Origin of the sequence: Streptomyces sp. HP-A2021, assembly GCF_022807935.1 — a bacterium.
In the GTDB taxonomy this organism is placed as follows: Bacteria; Actinomycetota; Actinomycetes; order Streptomycetales; family Streptomycetaceae; genus Streptomyces; species Streptomyces afghaniensis.
In genome coordinates, this window is the sequence record NZ_CP094344.1 from 7142780 (window position 1) to 7160712 (window position 17933).

Consider the following 17933-nt stretch of genomic DNA (forward strand, 5'->3'; position numbering starts at 1 on the left):
GCCGCTCAGTCCCCGTAGTCCGACATCGCGTCGAGCAGCCGAGCCGACGCCGGGGGTACGGTCACCCCGTGGATCAGGGCCGGGGAGACCGGCCGGGCGGCGACCCGGTCGGGAACCGCCCAGTGGGGAGCCATCCGGGCCCCGTCACCCGGCAGGGACGCCAGGTCGCCTTCGAGATCGACCGGAACGGGCACCTGGACCTTGAGGTTCGTCATATCCGCACCGTAGGCACGCCGGACCTCACGGAGAAAGATCTACTATCGGGTAGTTTCCATGCCTTCAGAGCAGCCCCGCCCACCCGATAGCGTGAAGCGTCAAGGTCCGCCTCCCTCAGGAGAGTCCACGCCGTGCGCATCGCAGTCACCGGCTCCATCGCCACCGACCACCTCATGACCTTCCCCGGCCGCTTCGCCGACCAGCTCGTAGCGGACCAACTGCACACGGTCTCGCTGTCGTTCCTGGTCGACAAGCTCGACGTCCGCCGCGGCGGCGTCGCCGCGAACATCGCGTTCGGCATGGGACAGCTCGGCACCCGCCCGATCCTGGTCGGCGCCGCCGGCGCGGACTTCGACGAGTACCGTGCCTGGCTCGACCGGCACGGCGTCGACACCGACTCCGTCCGCATCTCCGACACGCTGCACACCGCCCGCTTCGTGTGCACCACCGACGCCGACCACAACCAGATCGGCTCCTTCTACACCGGCGCCATGAGCGAGGCCCGCCTCATCGAGCTGAAGACCGTCGCCGACCGCGTCGGCGGGCTCGACCTGGTCTCCATCGGTGCGGACGACCCGGAGGCCATGCTCCGCCACACCGAGGAGTGCCGCTCCCGGAACATCCCGTTCGCCGCCGACTTCTCCCAGCAGATCGCCCGGATGGACGGCGAGGAGATCCGCATCCTGCTGGACGGGGCGACGTACCTCTTCTCCAACGAGTACGAGAAGGGCCTCATCGAGTCCAAGACCGGCTGGACCGACGCGGAGATCCTGTCCAGGGTGGGCCACCGGGTGACGACCCTCGGCGCGCAGGGCGTGCGCATCGAGCGGGCCGGCGACGACCCGATCGAGGTCGGCACCCCGGACGAGGAGCGCAAGGCCGACCCGACCGGTGTCGGCGACGCCTTCCGCGCCGGGTTCCTCTCGGGCCTCGCGTGGGGTGTCTCCCTGGAGCGCGCCGCGCAGGTCGGCTGCATGCTGGCGACTCTCGTCATCGAGACGGTGGGGACGCAGGAGTACCAGTTGCGCCGCGGGCATTTCATGGAGCGGTTCACCAAGGCCTACGGAGACGAGGCTGCGGCGGAGGTTCAGGCTCACCTGGCTTGAGAGGCCGGTGCCGACCGCGTGGGGGCTGGTCGCGCCCACGCGGCGGAGCCGCACATCGACACAGCCCCGCGCCCCTGAAGAGGGGCGTTCAGCTCACCCGGCGGATCAGGTACGCCGTTCCCTTGTCCGCCGGCTCCTCGCCCACGTACTCCTGGCCCCGCATCTCGCACCACGCCGGGATGTCCAGGCGAGCCGCCTCGTCGTCCGACAGGACCCGGACCAGGCCGCCCACCGGCACGTCGCCGATGACCTTCGCCAGCTCGATCACCGGGATCGGGCAGCGCTTGCCGAGGGAGTCGACGACCAGGACGTCCTCCTCGCGGGCGACCTCGGAGGCGACCGGCGCCCCCAGCTTCTCCCGCACCGCCGCCACGGCCCCGGGGAGGACGGTCAGGAACCGCTCGACATCCTCCTCCGCCGCCCCCGGCGGCAGCGACACCCGCACGTTCCCCTCACTCAGCACGCCCATCGCCCGGAGCACATGGCTCGGCGTCAGCGTGCTGCTCGTGCAGGACGATCCGGACGAGACGGAGAAACCCTCCCGGTCCAGCTCGTGCAGCAGGGCCTCCCCGTCGACATAGAGACAGGAGAAGGTGACGACGCCGGGCAGCCTGCGCACCGGGTCGCCGACCACCTCGACGTCCGGCACCGCCTGCGGCACCCGTACCCGGATCCGCTCCGTCAGCTCCCGCAGCCGCGGGGCCTCCTCGGCCGCCTCGGCCCGTACGGCCCGCAGCGACGCGGCCGCCGCCACGATCGCCGGGATGTTCTCGAAACCGGGCGCCCGCCCCGACTCCCGCTCGTCCACCGGCCCTTGCGGCGCGAATCGCACACCCTTGCGGACGACGAGCAGGCCGACCCCGGACGGCCCGCCCCACTTGTGGGCGCTGGCCGCGAGCAGCGACCAGTCACCCTCCACCGGCCCCCACCCCAGCGACTGTGCCGCGTCCACCAGCAGCGGCACGCCCGCCGCCCGGCACGCCTCGGCCACCTCGGCCACCGGCTGCTCGGTCCCCACCTCGTGATTGGCCGACTGCAGACAGGCCAGCGCCGTGTCCGCGCGCAGGGCGGCCGCGTACGCCGACGGCTCCACCAGTCCGGTGCGGTCCACCGCGATCTGTGTGACGGTCCCGCCGGCGGACTCGTGGAGCTCCGCCGAATGCAGTACAGACGAATGTTCGACTGCTGACACGATCAGGTGGCGCCCGACCCGCCTCCGCCCGGCCAGCGCCCCGGCAATCCCCGTATGCACGGCACGCGTTCCGGACGACGTGAAGATCAGTTCGTCCGGCCGGCAGCCCACCGCCTCGGCAGCGGCCTCCCGCGCCGCGTCCAGCAGCACCCGGGCACGCCGTCCCTCCCTGTACAGACGCGCGGGATCCGCCCACCCTTCGTCGAGCGAGGCCTGCAGGGCCTGCCGGGCGATCGGATGAAGCGGAGCAGCGGAAGCAGCATCGAAGTAGGCCACACAGCAACGCTAGAACGTCCACCAGTGAGACGTCCCCCAGGGGCGCGGGGAACTGCGCGAACGACCACGACGAATGCCGCACCCGCCAATCAAGCGAACACCCCGACCCAGTAGGCACCCCTCCCCGAGAACCCCCGGAGGGCGTCGGCTAGGGTTTGGTCCGCATAAACATCCAAACCCCTGCCCGACGCAGGGCGGCGACCGACCAGCGAGAAGGCCAGGCCGCAGCCGATCCGCGCGGGCGAGACTCTCGGGAAGGCGCTACGTGAGTCCCAACGGCTCCGACCGCTCGCCGCGGCGCCCGATGCGGCGGAAGCTGCTGCAGGCACTGACCGCGGGCCTGGTCTTGGCGACAGCCACCGGTTGCTCGTACAACTGGGAAGACTTCCCCCGCCTTGGTATGCCCACCCCGACCACGGAAGAGGCTCCGCGGATCCTCTCCCTGTGGCAGGGGTCCTGGGCGGCTGCGCTCGCCGTTGGCGTGCTGGTGTGGGGTCTGATCCTGTGGAGTGCTTTCTTCCACCGGCGCAGCCGCACCAAGGTCGAGGTTCCTCCGCAGACCCGGTACAACATGCCCATCGAGGCGCTGTACACCGTGGTCCCGCTCATCATCGTCTCGGTGCTGTTCTACTTCACCGCCCGCGACGAGTCAGAGCTGCTCAGCCTCAAGAAGAAGCCCGACGTCACGGTCAACGTGGTCGGCTTCCAGTGGAGCTGGTGCTTCAACTACATCGAGCCGGTCGCCGGTTCCACGGGTGACGCCAAGAAGTCCCCTGAGCTGGACGCGATCCCCGACCGGTTCAAGGACGACTTCCCGGCCAACGCCGGCGGCGTCTACGACTGCGGTACCCCGGGCACGCGGAACCCGCAGACCAACAACCCGGGTCCCACGCTCTGGCTGCCCAAGGGCAAGACCGTCCGCTTCGTCCTCACCTCGCGTGACGTCATCCACTCCTTCTGGGTGGTGCCGTTCCTGATGAAGCAGGACGTCATCCCGGGCCACACCAACGCCTTCGAGGTGACCCCCAACAAGGAGGGCACCTTCCTGGGCAAGTGCGCCGAGCTCTGCGGCGTCGACCACTCTCGGATGCTGTTCAACGTGAAGGTCGTCTCCCCCGAGCGCTACGAGCAGCACCTCAAGGACCTCGTGGACAAGCAGCAGAACGGTTACGTTCCTGCCGGCATCGCGCAGACGAGCCACGAGAAGAACCGGGAGACGAACAACCTGTGAGCATCCTCAACGAACCCCAGGGTGCCGCGGCAGCAGGGTCCCACTACCAGGACGAGCTGCCGGTCAGGCGCCAGAACCGCGGCAGCGTCGTGGTCAAGTGGCTGACGACGACGGACCACAAGACGATCGGCACGCTGTACCTGGCCACGTCGTTCGCGTTCTTCGTCATCGGCGGCGTGATGGCGCTGTTCATGCGCGCCGAGCTCGCCCGGCCCGGTCTGCAGATCATGTCGAACGAGCAGTTCAACCAGGCGTTCACGATGCACGGCACGATCATGCTGCTGATGTTCGCGACGCCGCTGTTCGCCGGCTTCGCGAACTGGATCATGCCGCTGCAGATCGGCGCGCCGGACGTGGCCTTCCCCCGGCTGAACATGTTCGCCTACTGGCTGTACCTGTTCGGCTCGCTCATCGCGGTGGGCGGCTTCCTCACGCCGCAGGGCGCGGCCGACTTCGGCTGGTTCGCCTACAGCCCGCTCTCGGACGCGGTCCGCTCCCCGGGCATCGGCGCCGACATGTGGATCATGGGTCTGGCCTTCTCCGGCTTCGGCACCATCCTCGGCTCGGTCAACTTCATCACCACGATCATCTGCATGCGCGCCCCGGGCATGACCATGTTCCGCATGCCGATCTTCACCTGGAACGTGCTGCTGACCGGTGTGCTGGTCCTGCTGGCCTTCCCGGTCCTGGCCGCGGCGCTGTTCGCCCTGGAGGCGGACCGCAAGTTCGGTGCGCACGTCTTCGACTCCGCCAACGGCGGCGCGTTGTTGTGGCAACACCTCTTCTGGTTCTTCGGCCATCCAGAGGTGTACATCATCGCGCTGCCGTTCTTCGGCATCATCTCCGAGGTCATCCCGGTCTTCTCCCGCAAGCCGATGTTCGGTTACACGGGTCTGATCGGCGCGACCATCGCGATCGCGGGTCTGTCCGTGACGGTGTGGGCGCACCACATGTACGTCACCGGCGGTGTGCTGCTGCCGTTCTTCTCCTTCATGACCTTCCTGATCGCGGTCCCGACCGGTGTGAAGTTCTTCAACTGGATCGGCACCATGTGGAAGGGCTCGCTGTCCTTCGAGACACCGATGCTGTGGGCGACCGGCTTCCTCATCACCTTCACCTTCGGTGGTCTGACCGGTGTCATCCTGGCTTCGCCGCCGATGGACTTCCACGTCTCCGACTCGTACTTCGTGGTGGCCCACTTCCACTACGTCGTCTTCGGCACCGTGGTCTTCGCGATGTTCTCCGGCTTCCACTTCTGGTGGCCGAAGTGGACCGGCAAGATGCTGGACGAGCGCCTCGGCAAGATCACCTTCTGGACGCTGTTCATCGGCTTCCACGGCACGTTCCTCGTCCAGCACTGGCTGGGTGCCGAGGGCATGCCGCGCCGGTACGCGGACTACCTCGCGGCCGACGGCTTCACCGCGCTGAACACGATCTCGACGATCAGCTCGTTCCTGCTCGGCATGTCGATCCTGCCGTTCTTCTACAACGTGTGGAAGACGGCCAAGTACGGCAAGCCGGTCGGCGTCGACGACCCGTGGGGCTACGGCCGCTCCCTGGAGTGGGCGACCTCCTGCCCGCCGCCGCGGCACAACTTCATCACCATGCCGCGGATCCGCAGTGAATCCCCGGCGTTCGACCTGCACCACCCGGAGATCGCCGCCCTCGACCAGCTCGAGAACGTCGGTCACGGCGAGAAGGCCATCGCTGGTGGCAAGGAGGCCGGCAAGTGAAGATCCAGGGCAAGATGTTCATGTGGCTGAGCGTCTTCGTCCTCGCCATGGCGGTCGTCTATGGCGTGTGGTCGAAGGAGCCGGCCGGTACCACGGCCCTCTTCCTGGCCTTCGGCCTGTGCATCATGATCGGCTTCTACCTCGGCTTCACGGCCAAGCGGGTCGACGTCGGTGCGCAGGACAACAAGGAGGCGGACGTCGCGGACGACGCCGGCGAGGTCGGGTTCTTCAGCCCGCACAGCTGGCAGCCGCTCTCGCTGGCCATCGGTGGCGCCCTCGCCTTCCTGTCGATCGCGATCGGCTGGTGGCTGATGTACTTCTCGCTGCCGATCATCCTGGTCGGCATCTGGGGCTGGGTCTTCGAGTACTACCGCGGTGAGAACCGCACCCAGTAACACGAGCCGAGCGCTCCAGGGCCCGGACACTCCGCAAGGAGCGTCCGGGCCCCTGCTTTTTGCCGCAATCCGTGTCACTCGTACGAGTCACCCGGCGTGCCACAGTTGACGCGGCTTCCTAGCGTGAGGTCATGAGCCACACAGCGATCTCCCGCCCCGTCGTCAGCTGCGCGCTGCTGGTGATAGCCCTCTGCGCGGGCGTCACCGCCTGCGGCTCCGACGGCAACCCGCTCTCCCACCGCCCCTACGACGCGGCGGACCAGATCTCCTTCAACGGCCCCTCCGAGGGCCGCAAGAAGGCCGACCCGGACAAGCCCCTGGAAGTGGTCGCCGAGGACTCCGACGGGCGCATCACGGACGTCACGGCCCACGACGCCTCCGGACGCTACGTGGCCGGCGAACTCGCCGCCGACGGCGGCCGCTGGCACAGCACCTCACCGCTCGCCGCCAACGCCAGCTACACGGTGCGGGTGAGCACCGAGGACGAGGACGGGGCGCCCGGCCGCAAGGTCCTCACCTTCGACACTGGCAAGCCCACCGCCAACAAGCGGCTGAACGTCACCTTCGGCCCCAAGGCGGGCACCTACGGCGTCGGCCAGCCCATCACGGCCGAGCTGAGCCAGCCGGTCAAGGACAGATCCCAGCGGGCCGTCGTCGAACGGGCCCTGAAGGTCTCCTCCATGCCAGCAACGGACGGCGCATGGCACTGGGTGGACGACAAGAAGCTCCACTACCGCCCGAAGGACTACTGGCCCACACAGGCCACCATCCAGGTCCGCAGCAACCTGGAGGGCATCAAGATCGGCGACCGTATGCGGGGCGGCAAGGCCAAGCCGCTGACGATCAGCACGGCCGACAAGGTCATAGCCGTCACGGACGCCGCGGCCCACCAGATGACCGTCTACAAGAACGACGAGATCGTCCGGCAGATCCCGGTCACCACGGGCATGCCCGGCTACGACACCCGCAACGGCGTCAAGGTCGTCCTGGCCAAGGAAGGCACCGTCCGGATGACCAGCGCCAGCATCGGCGCCTCGGACTTCTACGACCTGATCGTCCACCACTCCGTGCGGGTCACCAACAGCGGCGAGTACGTCCACGCCGCCCCCTGGTCCGTCGGCTCCCAGGGCTACGCCAACGTCAGTCACGGCTGCACCGGCATGAGCACCGAGAACGCCGCGTGGTTCTACGAGACCATCCGCGAGGGCGACATCGTCAAGGTCATAAACTCCGGCGGCGACTCGATGCCCGCCTTCGGCAACGGCTTCGGCGACTGGAACCTCGAGTGGAAGCAGTGGCGCACAGGCAGCGCCCTGACAGCCGGCACCCCGGAGGGCCCGACACCAGCCGACAGAGCCCGTCTACGCCCGCAGAGTGTCTGAACGCCCTCAGGGGCATCGCCCCAGGGGCGCGGGGAACTGCGCGACGAGCCACGCACCACCCGCAGGTCGCCACCCAACCGGACGTCCCGAGCTCCTAGGCGTTCAAAGCCGCCCTCGACCGCAACAGGGAAGCCAACGCCGCAGCAAACTCCACCGGCTCCACCGGCAACGTCACCGCCGATTCAGCGCGACTCCAGGTCGCGAGCCACGCATCCTGCGGCCGCCCCATGAGCAGCAGCACCGGAGGACAGTCGAACACCTCGTCCTTGATCTGCCGGCACAGCCCCATGCCCCCCATCGGCACGGCCTCACCGTCCAGCACACAGACGTCGATCCCACCCCGGCCCAGCTCCCTGAGCACCGCGTCCGGAGTCGCACACTCCACGAACTCCACCGGAGGAACGTCCGGCGCCGGCCGCCGCCCCGTGGCGAGCCGTACCTGTTCGCGGGTGTTGGAGTCGTCGCTGTAGACCAGCACCGTGGCGGTCGGCTGCATTGTTCCTCCGTGACGTCAGCGTCGTAAGGACAGGCCCGTTGGGCCGGATGCTACTCCCTTGAACACCACGTCAACACCGGTACGACCGGCTTAGACACTCCGAACGGCACCCCCCGGAGTGAGGGCGGGATAAGCGACCGACATAATGTCGGTCGTGGCGACAGCAACGACAGTAGAAACCGGGCACGCGCACCCGTCGGTCAATCGGCCGAACCTCACCAGCGTCGGAACCATCATCTGGCTGAGTTCCGAGCTGATGTTCTTCGCGGCCCTCTTCGCGATGTACTTCACCCTGCGATCGGTGACGGGTCCCGATCACTGGAAGGAGATGGCTGCCCATCTCAACTTCCCGTTCTCGGCGACGAACACCACGATCCTGGTGCTCTCCTCACTCACCTGCCAGCTCGGCGTCTTCGCCGCCGAGCGCGGTGACGTGAAGAAGCTCCGGATGTGGTTCATCGTCACCTTCGTGATGGGTGCGATCTTCATCGGCGGTCAGGTCTTCGAGTACACCGAGCTGGTCAAGGACGCGGGCCTGTCCCTGTCCTCCGACCCGTACGGCTCGGTCTTCTACCTGACCACCGGCTTCCACGGCCTGCATGTGACGGGCGGACTCATCGCCTTCCTGCTGGTCCTGGGCCGGACCTACGCGGCCCGGAGGTTCACCCACGAGCAGGCGACCGCCGCGATCGTCGTGTCCTACTACTGGCACTTCGTCGATGTCGTCTGGATCGGCCTCTTCGCCACGATCTACATGATCAAGTAGCGGGACCGCAGCGCGCGCCCGACGAGGCACGCATCCCAGAAGCACCGACGCAGAAGATCCTGACACCGGGGTAATCCGTGAAAAAGCTCTCCGCACGACGACGCCACCCGTTGGCGGCGGTCGTCGTCCTACTCCTCGCGCTGCTCTTCAGCGGGGGGCTGTACGCCGTGTTCGCACCCACGAGCAAGGCTGAGGCCGACGAAACCGCCCAGTCCCTCACCATCGAGGAGGGCAAGAAGCTCTACTCGGTCGGCTGCGCCAGTTGCCACGGCACCGGCGGTCAGGGCACCTCCGACGGGCCGAGCCTGGTGGGTGTGGGCGCCGCCGCCGTCGACTTCCAGGTGGCCACCGGCCGTATGCCGGCCGCCACCTCCCAGGGCCCGCAGGTCCCGAAGAAGAAGAACGTCTACAGCCAGGCCGAGATCGACCAGCTCGCGGCCTACATCGCCTCGCTGGGCGCCGGTCCTGCCATCCCGACGGAGGAGCAGTACGGCCCCCAGGGTGCCGACATCGCCAAGGGCGGTGAGCTGTTCCGCACCAACTGCGCGCAGTGCCACAACTTCACCGGCAAGGGCGGTGCGCTGACGCACGGCAAGTACGCGCCGACCCTTGAGGGTGTCGCCCCCAAGCACATCTACGAGGCCATGGAGACCGGCCCGCAGAACATGCCCTCCTTCCCCGACACCACGCTGTCGGAGAAGAACAAGAAGGACATCATCGCGTACCTGGACGCGGTCAACAGCAGCAAGTCCGAGAGCCCCGGCGGCCTCGAGCTCGGCGGCCTCGGGCCGGTCAGCGAGGGCCTGTTCGGCTGGATCTTCGGTCTCGGCGGGCTGATCGCCGTCGCCGTGTGGGTCGCCGCCCGGACCGCAAAGGCCAAGAAGTCATGAGTAGCCAAGACATTCCAGAAGAGAACCTGCCTGCTGAGCAGTCCGAGCAGACCGCAGGACATGACGAGCACGGGCACGGGGCGCTGAGCCCCACGGACGAGCACCCGTTCGCCGACCCGGGCCTTCCCCCCCACGAGCACCGCATCCAGGACGTCGACGAGCGGGCCGCCAAGCGGTCCGAGCGCTCGGTCGCCCTGATGTTCACGGTGTCGATGCTGGCCACCATCGCCTTCATCGCCGCGTTCGTGGCGATCCCGGTCGACAAGTCGGTCTACATCTTCCCGCTGGGCCACATCAGCGCGCTGAACTTCGCGCTGGGCATGACGCTCGGCATCGCGCTGTTCTGTATCGGCGCGGGCGCGGTCCACTGGGCCCGCACCCTGATGTCGGACGTGGAGATCGCCGACGAGCGGCACCCGATCGAGGCGGAGCCCGAAGTTCGCGAGAAGGTCTTCGCGGACTTCCAGCAGGGCGCCAAGGAGTCCGCGCTCGGCCGCCGCAAGCTGATCCGCAACACCATGTTCGGCGCGCTCACGCTGGTGCCGCTCTCCGGTGTCGTGCTGCTGCGCGACCTCGGCCCGCTGCCCGAGGACAAGCTGCGTCACACGCTCTGGTCCAAGGGCAAGCTGCTCGTCAACATGAACACGAACGAGCCGCTGCGTCCGTCGGACGTCGCGGTCGGCTCGCTGACCTTCGCCAAGCCCGAGGGCCTGGAGGAGCACGACCACGAGTTCCAGAACGAGATCGCCAAGGCCGCCCTGATGATCGTCCGGATCCAGCCGGAGAACATCAAGGACAAGCGCGAGCTCGAGTGGTCGCACGAGGGCATCGTCGCGTACTCGAAGATCTGCACCCACGTCGGTTGCCCGATCTCCCTGTACGAGCAGCAGACGCACCACGTGCTCTGCCCCTGCCACCAGTCCACCTTCGACCTCTCCGACGGTGCCCGAGTGATCTTCGGTCCCGCTGGTCACGCTCTGCCGCAGCTCCGCATCGGCGTGAACGACGAGGGCTATCTTGAGGCGCTCGGCGACTTCGACGAGCCCGTCGGCCCTGCTTTCTGGGAGCGCGGATGAGCACTGCACAAGACCGACGCAAGGCGCCCGCCGGAGAGCGGGTCGCCGACTGGGCCGACGGCCGCCTGGGGATCTACTCCCTGGCCAAGGCCAACATGCGCAAGATCTTCCCGGACCACTGGTCCTTCATGCTGGGTGAGATCTGCCTCTACAGCTTCATCATCATCATCCTGACGGGTGTGTACCTGACGCTGTTCTTCCACCCGTCGATGAACGAGGTGGAGTACCACGGCAGTTACGTCCCGCTCCAGGGGCAGCTGATGTCGGAGGCGTTCGCCTCCACGCTGGACATCAGCTTCGACGTGCGCGGCGGTCTGCTCATCCGGCAGATCCACCACTGGGCGGCGATCATCTTCCTCGCCGGCATGTTCGTACACATGATGCGCGTCTTCTTCACCGGCGCGTTCCGCAAGCCGCGCGAGATCAACTGGCTGTTCGGCTTCCTGCTGTTCGTCCTGGGCATGTTCACCGGTTTCACCGGCTACTCGCTCCCGGACGACCTGCTCTCCGGCACCGGTGTCCGCTTCACGCAGGGCGCGATCCTGTCCGTGCCGATCGTCGGCACGTACATCTCGATGTTCCTGTTCGGCGGGGAGTTCCCGGGTACCGACTTCGTCGCCCGGTTCTACTCGATCCACATCCTGCTGCTGCCGGGCATCATGCTCGGGCTCGTGGTCGGCCACCTGATCCTGGTCTTCTACCACAAGCACACGCAGTTCGCGGGTCCCGGCCGGACCAACAAGAACGTCGTCGGCATGCCGCTGCTGCCGGTCTACATGGCCAAGGCCGGAGGCTTCTTCTTCCTGGTCTTCGGTGTCATCGCGGCCCTCGCCGGCATCGCGACCGTCAACCCCATCTGGGTCCTGGGCCCCTACCGGCCCGACCAGGTGTCGACCGGCGCGCAGCCCGACTGGTACATGGGCTTCGCCGAGGGTCTGGTCCGGGCGATGCCGGGCTGGGAGATCAACTTCTGGGGTCACACGCTCGTCCTGGGCGTGTTCATCCCGCTGGTCCTCTTCGGCCTGTTCCTCGGGATCATCGCCCTCTACCCGTTCATCGAGTCGTGGGTCACCGGGGACAAGCGCGAGCACCACATCCTGGACCGCCCGCGCAACGCCCCGACGCGCACCGCCTTCGGTGTCGCGTGGGTCACCGGCTACATGATCATGCTGATCGGCGGTGGCAACGACATCGTCGCCACCCACTTCCACCTGTCGATCAACGCGGTCACCTGGTTCGTCCGGATCGGGTTCTTCGCCGGGCCGGTCCTCGCGTTCATCGTCACCAAGCGCATCTGCCTCGGCCTCCAGCGCCGGGACAAGGAGAAGGTGCTGCACGGCCGCGAGTCGGGCATCATCAAGCGCCTGCCGCACGGTGAGTTCATCGAGGTGCACGAGCCGCTCAGCCAGGAGCAGATGTACACGCTCACGGCGCACGAGCAGTACGAGCCGGTCGAGATCGGCCCGACGGTCGACGAGAACGGTGTCGAGCGCAAGGTGAAGGGCTCCGAGAAGCTGCGCGCCAAGCTCAGCGAGTCCTACTACGGCGAGGGAGCCCAGATCCCGAAGCCGACCGCCGAGGAGTACCGGGAGATCACGAGCGGCCACGGCCACCACTGATCACTGCTTCGCCACGCCACTGAAGGGCCCCGTCCGATGTTCGGACGGGGCCCTTCGCGCTGCCCCGGGCTGGATAGGGTGGACCTCGTTGAGACTCTCGTCCCGTAGTGCGGGACGCCTGACCCTGGAGCGGCTTATGAGCGCTGTGACCCCCGCTGGAGGCGACACCGCGGCGGGCCGCTCCTGGCCCCTGCTGTTGAACGGTCTGCTGGACCGCCGGGACCTGACCGCCGACGACACTGCGTGGGCGATGGACCTGATCATGCGCGGCGAGGCGACGGACGCCCAGATCGCCGGACTCGTGGTGGCGCTGCGGGCCAAGGGCGAGACCGTCGAGGAGATCGCCGGATTCGTCCGGGCGATGTACGAGCACGCGAACGTGATCGAGGTGCCGGGCCCGGCCGTCGACATCGTCGGCACGGGCGGCGACGGGGCGAAGACCGTCAACATCTCCACGATGTCGGCGATCGTCATCGCCGGCACCGGTGCCAAGGTCGTCAAGCACGGCAACCGCGCGGCGTCGTCGGCGTCCGGGGCGTCCGACGTGCTGGAGAAGCTCGGCGTCAACCTGGAGCTGCCGACGCACCGGGTGGCCCGGGTCGCCGAGGAGGCCGGGATCACCTTCTGCTTCGCGGCGAAGTTCCACCCGGCGATGCGCCACGTGGGCGCCGCACGCGGCCAGTTGGGCATCCGGACGATCTTCAACGTCCTCGGTCCGCTGACCAACCCCGCGAGGGTGCGGGCCCAGGCAGTCGGAGTCGCGGACCCGCGCATGGCACCGATCGTCGCGGGCGTCTTCGCCGAGCGCGGCCACTCGTCCCTGGTCTTCCGGGGGGACGACGGCCTCGACGAACTGACCACCACCGCCACGTCCAGAGTGTGGGTCGTGCGCGACGGCAAGGTGACCGAGGAGGCCTTCGACCCGCGCGACGTGGGCCTCGAACTCGTCCCCGTGGAGGCCCTGCGCGGTGCGGACGCCTCCTACAACGCGGAGGTCGCCCGCCGGCTGCTGGACGGCGAGACGGGCCCGGTGCGCGACGCGGTCCTGCTGAACTCGGCGGCGGCCCTGGTGGCCCTCGATCCCGGCCCGGGGACGCTGGCCGAGCAGATCCGCGCCGGCATGGCGAAGGCGGCCGAATCGATCGACTCCGGGGCCGCCAAGCGGACCCTGGAGCGGTGGGTGGCGGCGAGCAACGCGTAGGGCTGTCCGACGCCGGGTGTCCCGCAATCCGGACGCGGGTTGCGGGACCTCGATCATTCTCGTAGGTTCCTTTCCAGGTCATGAGTGACAGTCATGAGGCCCCGGCCGACTGTCCGGCAACCCTCCGTCCGTGGCGGGGTGCCCCGGGTGAAGACCAGGCCGCAGGCAGCGAGGTCTGCGGCAAGCGCGGACCCCTCGCGAAACCAGGGGTCCTGGTCGTCGAGGAGTTTCCCGTGAATCAGCGAATGCGTTAGGGCCGCAGAGCCCCGCCTCCGCACCCTTCCTCTCCTTCGCCCCGCTTGCAGCCCTACGGCTCGCGGGCGCATTCCACCTGCCTTCACGGGAGTTTTGCCATGTCCGTTTCCACCGTCTCCACCGTCGCCGCCGACCAGTCCGTCTGTGCCCCGCTGCCCGTGCTGGGCCGGGACGTCACCGTTCCGCTCGTCACCGGAGGCGAGGTCGCCTACGCCGCGCTCGACTACGCCGCCAGCGCCCCGGCGCTCCAGCGGGTCTGGGACGACGTCGCCGCCTACGCGCCGTACTACGGCAGCGTCCACCGCGGTGCCGGGTACCTGTCCCAGCTGTCGACCGACCTGTTCGAGAACGCCCGCCGGACCGTCGCGGAGTTCCTCGACTGCCGGGACGGTGACCAGGTGGTCTTCACCCGGTCCACCACCGACTCCCTCAACCTCCTCGCCGCCGCGCTCCCGGCCGGCTGCCAGGTCTTCGTCTTCGAGACCGAGCACCACGCCTCCCTGCTGCCCTGGCGCGACGCCCGCGTGACGTACCTCGACGCCCCGCGCAGCCCCCGCCAGGCCGTCGAGACCCTGGAGCGCGCCCTCGCCGACCGTGCCCCCTACGGTCCGGCCCTCGTCTGCGTCACCGGCGCCTCGAACGTCACCGGCGAGCTGTGGCCCGTACGGGAACTCGCGGCGGCCGCGCACGCCCACGGCGCCCGGATCGTGCTCGACGCCGCCCAACTGGCCCCGCACCACCCCGTGTCCGTCGCCGACCTCGACGTCGACTGGGTCGCCTTCTCCGGGCACAAGCTGTACGCGCCCTTCGGTACCGGCGTACTGGCCGGGCGGGCCGACTGGCTGCGCGAGGCCGAGCCGTACCTCGCGGGCGGCGGCGCCAGCCGCAAGGTCACCCGGCGCACGGACGGGGGAGTGGACGTGGAGTGGCACGACAGCGCCGCCCGTCACGAGGCCGGATCGCCCAACGTCATCGGCGCCTACGCCGTCGCCTCCGCCTGCAAGGCGCTGACGGAGGCCGGCTTCGACACGCTCGTCGCCCGCGAGCAGTACCTGGTCGCCAAGGTGCGGGAGGGGCTCGCCGACGTGCCCGAGGTGCGGTTCCTGTCCCTGTTCGGGGACGACGCCCCGCGTGTCGGTGTGCTCTCCTTCGTCGTCGAGGGCTGGAACAGCTCGCACTTCGCCGCCGCACTCTCCGCCGAGTACGGCATCGGCGTGCGGGACGGGCTGTTCTGCGCCCACCCGCTGGTGCGCACGCTGCTCGGCAGCGACCCGCAGACGCAGGGCGAGTGCGGTTCCCCGGAGGCCGCGCCCGGCGAGAAGTCCCTCAACGCCATCCGCGTCAGCTTCGGTGCGGGCACGCCGGACGAGCACGTGGAGCGGTTCGTGCGGGCAGTGCGGGAACTCGTGACGGACGGGGCGCAGTGGAACTACCGCACGGAGGACGGGCGTTGCGTGCCGGACACCTCCGCCTGAACGGGTTCGGACACCAGGGGTAGCCGGGTGCCGAGGACGATCATCCGCAGGGCGCGTTCCGTGGCGTCGGTGAGCAGTTCGCTCGCCCGGAGCAGCGCCTCGGCCAGCTCCATCGGGGCGGGCAGGATGCCGTGGCAGGCGTCCACGCCCGGCACCTCGTGCGCGCCCTCGCCGAGCGTGCCGGCCAGGGCCAGGACCGGGCGGCCGTAGAGCTTGGCCCGGCGGGCCACCTCGGCGGGGACCTTGCCGCGCGGCGTCTGGTGGTCCAGGGCGCCCTCGGCGGTGACGACCAGGTCGGCGCGGGCCAGCCGGGCGTCCAGGTCGAGGTGGTCCAGCAGCACGTCGAAGCGGGGGAGGAGACGGGCGCCGAGGGCGGCGAGGCCGGCGCCCAACCCTCCGGAGGCTCCGGTTCCGGGACCGTGCCGGAGGTTGGTGTCCGGGACGGCGACGTCACGGGTGAGGACGAAGGCCCAGTTCTCCAGCCCGGCCGACAGCTGCTCGACCTGCTCGGGCGTCGCGCCCTTCTGCGGGCCGAAGACCCGGGCCACGCCCCGTTCGCCGCACAGCACGTTGTACGGGTTGCAGGCGACGAGCAGTTCCACGTCCGCCAGGCGGGTGTCCAGGCCTCTCGGGTCGATGCGGTGCAGCCGCGTCAGTTCCCGGCCACCGGCCGGGAGTTCCTCGCCCCGCTCGTCCAGCAGCCGGGCCCCGAGCGCCTGGAGCGCGCCCGCGCCGCCGTCGGAGGTGCCCGAGTCGCCGCAGCCGACGAGGATCCGCCTCACGCCCCGGTCGAGCGCGGAGCGGATCAGTTCGCCGACGCCGTACGTGGTGGTGGCGCCCGGGTCGCGCAGGTCGAGCGGGACGAGGGACAGACCCGCGACCGCCGCCATCTCCACGACCGCCGTGTCCCCGGAGCCCAGCAGGGCGAAGTGGGCGCCCACGGTCTCCCCGACCGGGCCGGTGGCGGGCACGGTGACGAGCCGGCCCCCGGTGGCGGCGGCCAGGGCGACGGCCGTGCCCTCCCCGCCGTCCACCAGCGGGACGAGGTCGAGCTCGGCGTCGGGCAGGACCCGGCGCACGCCCGCGGCGATGGCGTCGGCGGCGGCCTCGGCGGACAGGGACTCCTTGAAGCCGCTGGGGGCTACGACGACACGGGTCAGCATGGGTGGGGCTCCTTAACGGGTGACGGAGACGCCGAGCAGCGGCCACACCGCGACGGCGAAGAGCAGCACGAGCGCGGCGGTCAGCGGGGCCAGGAAGGCGGACAGCCGCAGCAGGTCGCGCGGGGTGTAGGTGGGGGTGCCGGGGATCTGCGCGAAGAGCGTGACCGGCTTGGCGGAGGCGGGCAGCGTGTGGCAGAAGCCGGCGGCCGCGGTGGAGGCGAGCGCGGCGGCGACCGGGTTGACCCCGACGCCGACGGCGGCGGCCACGACGAGCGGGACCAGGACCGAGGAGCGGGCCGAACGGGACTGGAGGACCAGGTGGGCCGCCGTGCTGACCGCGATCACGACCGCGAGGAACACCACGGGGGCGCCACCTGTCGGCAGCCCGGAGACGAGCCACTCAGCCGCTCCCGAGTCGGCGAGCGCCACGCCCATCGCCATCGTCGCCGCCATGAACAGCAGCAGCGACCAGGGGACGGTCTTCAGCGCGTCCTTCAGACGTACGGTGCCGAGAGCGGGTGAGGAGGCGATGACGGCGCCGATCAGCGCCACCAGCGCGGGCGGCACGCGGTGCAGCGGCTCGCTGCACCACAGCAGCACCACCGTGGCCATGAGCAGGGCGCAGCGCTTCTCGGCCTGGCTCCAGGGGCCGGTCACCGGCTGCTCGCTGTGCTGCTGGATCTGTTCGGGCGTGATGTGGACCGGGCCGCGGCGGTCCGCCCGCCGGGTCGTCGTCAGCAGGACCAGCTCGGCGGCCAGGTGCGAGGAGGCCACGGCCAGCGGCAGGCCCAGCAGCAGCCACTCCGTGAAGCCGATGTGCTGCCCGGTCGCCTCCCACAGGACCGACACGGTGATCAGATGCGCGCCGGCGCCGATCAGGGTCGCCACCGCCGACAGCAGGATCACGGTCGGGAACAGCAGCGCCAGCATCACGACCAGTCGCTTCCGGTCGGCCAGGACCTTGGCGAGGGCGAGGAACACCGGCAGTGCGAGCGCGGCCCGGCCGGAGGTGGCGGGCACCGCGAACGCGGTGACGACCAGGGCCGCCGTCGTCAGGTGCACGAGCTGCCGCACCGTGCGCGCCCCGCTGACCAGGAACACCGCCGCCCGCCCGGCGAGTCCGCTCCGGCTCACCGCGGCCGCCAGCACGAACGCGCAGATCAGCAGCCACACCGTGGCGTCACCGAGGGTGCCGAACAGGGTGTCGCTGCTGATCACCCCGGTCACCGTGAGCGCGAGCCCGGCGCCCAGCGCGATGTAGGTGTCGTCGATCGACGTCCCGATCCAGGCGCAGGTCGCCAGAACGAACACGGCGAGCGTGAAACGGGCGTCGGCACCGAGTCCCGGGAAGTTCCCGGGGATCGCGAGCAGCAGGCAGACGGTCAGTGCCGCGCACAGAGAGGCAGTGGTTCGCAGGTTCAGGGCCACGCCGTCGAGAATCCGCCCGGGCGGTGAGTCGTC

General features: G+C 69.4%; 16 protein-coding genes and 1 riboswitch. Of the genes, 11 read left to right on the forward strand and 5 right to left on the reverse strand.

From position 1 onward, the window contains the following. Window positions 1-5: 5 nt before the first annotated feature. Window positions 6-215 carry a hypothetical protein gene (locus MQE23_RS32250; protein ID WP_020275864.1) on the reverse strand — a complete coding sequence of 70 codons (210 nt, stop codon included), beginning with the start codon at window positions 213-215 and terminating at the stop codon, window positions 6-8. Between the two features lie 132 nt (window positions 216-347). Between MQE23_RS32250 and MQE23_RS32255 the strand changes: the two genes are divergently transcribed. Then, entirely contained in the window at window positions 348-1322 is a 975-nt protein-coding gene (locus MQE23_RS32255; protein ID WP_020275865.1) for a carbohydrate kinase family protein, read from the forward strand. An 88-nt stretch (window positions 1323-1410) separates the two neighbouring features. Here MQE23_RS32255 and MQE23_RS32260 read toward each other — a convergent pair whose 3' ends face one another. Continuing rightward, complete coding sequence (locus MQE23_RS32260) at window positions 1411-2790, reverse strand: cysteine desulfurase/sulfurtransferase TusA family protein (protein WP_243380959.1); 1380 nt, start codon at window positions 2788-2790, stop codon at window positions 1411-1413. A gap of 265 nt (window positions 2791-3055) precedes the next feature. Between MQE23_RS32260 and coxB the strand changes: the two genes are divergently transcribed. The 4 genes from coxB (at window position 3056) to MQE23_RS32280 (ending at window position 7531) form a co-directional block, all read left to right on the forward strand. Beyond that, entirely contained in the window at window positions 3056-4021 is a 966-nt protein-coding gene (gene coxB, locus MQE23_RS32265) for a cytochrome c oxidase subunit II (RefSeq protein WP_037672256.1), read from the forward strand. Beyond that, window positions 4018-5754, forward strand: a complete 1737-nt coding sequence (gene ctaD, locus MQE23_RS32270; RefSeq protein ID WP_102514879.1) for a cytochrome c oxidase subunit I — start codon at window positions 4018-4020, stop codon at window positions 5752-5754. Before coxB ends, ctaD begins: the two co-directional genes overlap by 4 nt. Next, window positions 5751-6149 (forward strand): cytochrome c oxidase subunit 4, encoded by a 399-nt coding sequence (locus MQE23_RS32275; RefSeq protein WP_010048910.1) that lies wholly within the window; start codon window positions 5751-5753, stop codon window positions 6147-6149. Before ctaD ends, MQE23_RS32275 begins: the two co-directional genes overlap by 4 nt. A 131-nt stretch (window positions 6150-6280) precedes the next feature. Then, complete coding sequence (locus MQE23_RS32280; protein WP_020272938.1) at window positions 6281-7531, forward strand: Ig-like domain-containing protein; 1251 nt, start codon at window positions 6281-6283, stop codon at window positions 7529-7531. A 94-nt stretch (window positions 7532-7625) separates the two neighbouring features. Here MQE23_RS32280 and MQE23_RS32285 read toward each other — a convergent pair whose 3' ends face one another. Continuing rightward, a complete protein-coding gene (locus MQE23_RS32285) occupies window positions 7626-8027 on the reverse strand; it encodes a response regulator transcription factor (RefSeq protein WP_020272939.1) in 402 nt (133 codons plus the stop codon). A gap of 145 nt (window positions 8028-8172) precedes the next feature. Between MQE23_RS32285 and MQE23_RS32290 the strand changes: the two genes are divergently transcribed. From MQE23_RS32290 to MQE23_RS32315, 6 genes are all read left to right on the forward strand, one after another. Further along, a complete protein-coding gene (locus MQE23_RS32290; RefSeq protein ID WP_020272940.1) occupies window positions 8173-8793 on the forward strand; it encodes a heme-copper oxidase subunit III in 621 nt (206 codons plus the stop codon). 77 nt (window positions 8794-8870) lie between these two features. Further along, window positions 8871-9683, forward strand: a complete 813-nt coding sequence (locus tag MQE23_RS32295) for a c-type cytochrome (RefSeq protein ID WP_037669479.1) — start codon at window positions 8871-8873, stop codon at window positions 9681-9683. After that, window positions 9680-10759: a Rieske 2Fe-2S domain-containing protein gene (locus tag MQE23_RS32300; RefSeq protein ID WP_243380960.1), complete on the forward strand. Its 1080-nt coding sequence runs from the start codon at window positions 9680-9682 to the stop codon at window positions 10757-10759. The genes MQE23_RS32295 and MQE23_RS32300 overlap by 4 nt, the downstream gene beginning before the upstream one ends. After that, on the forward strand, window positions 10756-12378 hold the full coding sequence (locus tag MQE23_RS32305) for a cytochrome bc complex cytochrome b subunit (protein ID WP_020272943.1): 1623 nt from the start codon (window positions 10756-10758) through the stop codon (window positions 12376-12378). Before MQE23_RS32300 ends, MQE23_RS32305 begins: the two co-directional genes overlap by 4 nt. 136 nt (window positions 12379-12514) lie before the next feature. Next, window positions 12515-13579, forward strand: coding sequence for an anthranilate phosphoribosyltransferase (gene trpD, locus MQE23_RS32310; protein ID WP_037669481.1), 1065 nt, complete (start codon window positions 12515-12517; stop codon window positions 13577-13579). A gap of 76 nt (window positions 13580-13655) precedes the next feature. Further along, window positions 13656-13772: riboswitch (SAM riboswitch) on the forward strand. A 160-nt stretch (window positions 13773-13932) separates the two neighbouring features. Further along, entirely contained in the window at window positions 13933-15309 is a 1377-nt protein-coding gene (locus MQE23_RS32315) for an aminotransferase class V-fold PLP-dependent enzyme (protein WP_020272946.1), read from the forward strand. On the opposite strand, the gene MQE23_RS32320 is transcribed toward MQE23_RS32315, so the two are convergent. Further along, window positions 15264-16472 carry a glycerate kinase gene (locus MQE23_RS32320; RefSeq protein WP_020272947.1) on the reverse strand — a complete coding sequence of 403 codons (1209 nt, stop codon included), beginning with the start codon at window positions 16470-16472 and terminating at the stop codon, window positions 15264-15266. The genes MQE23_RS32315 and MQE23_RS32320 overlap by 46 nt on opposite strands. Before the next feature lie 12 nt (window positions 16473-16484). Beyond that, window positions 16485-17900: an SLC13 family permease gene (locus MQE23_RS32325; protein ID WP_037669503.1), complete on the reverse strand. Its 1416-nt coding sequence runs from the start codon at window positions 17898-17900 to the stop codon at window positions 16485-16487. Between the last annotated feature and the right edge of the window lie 33 nt (window positions 17901-17933).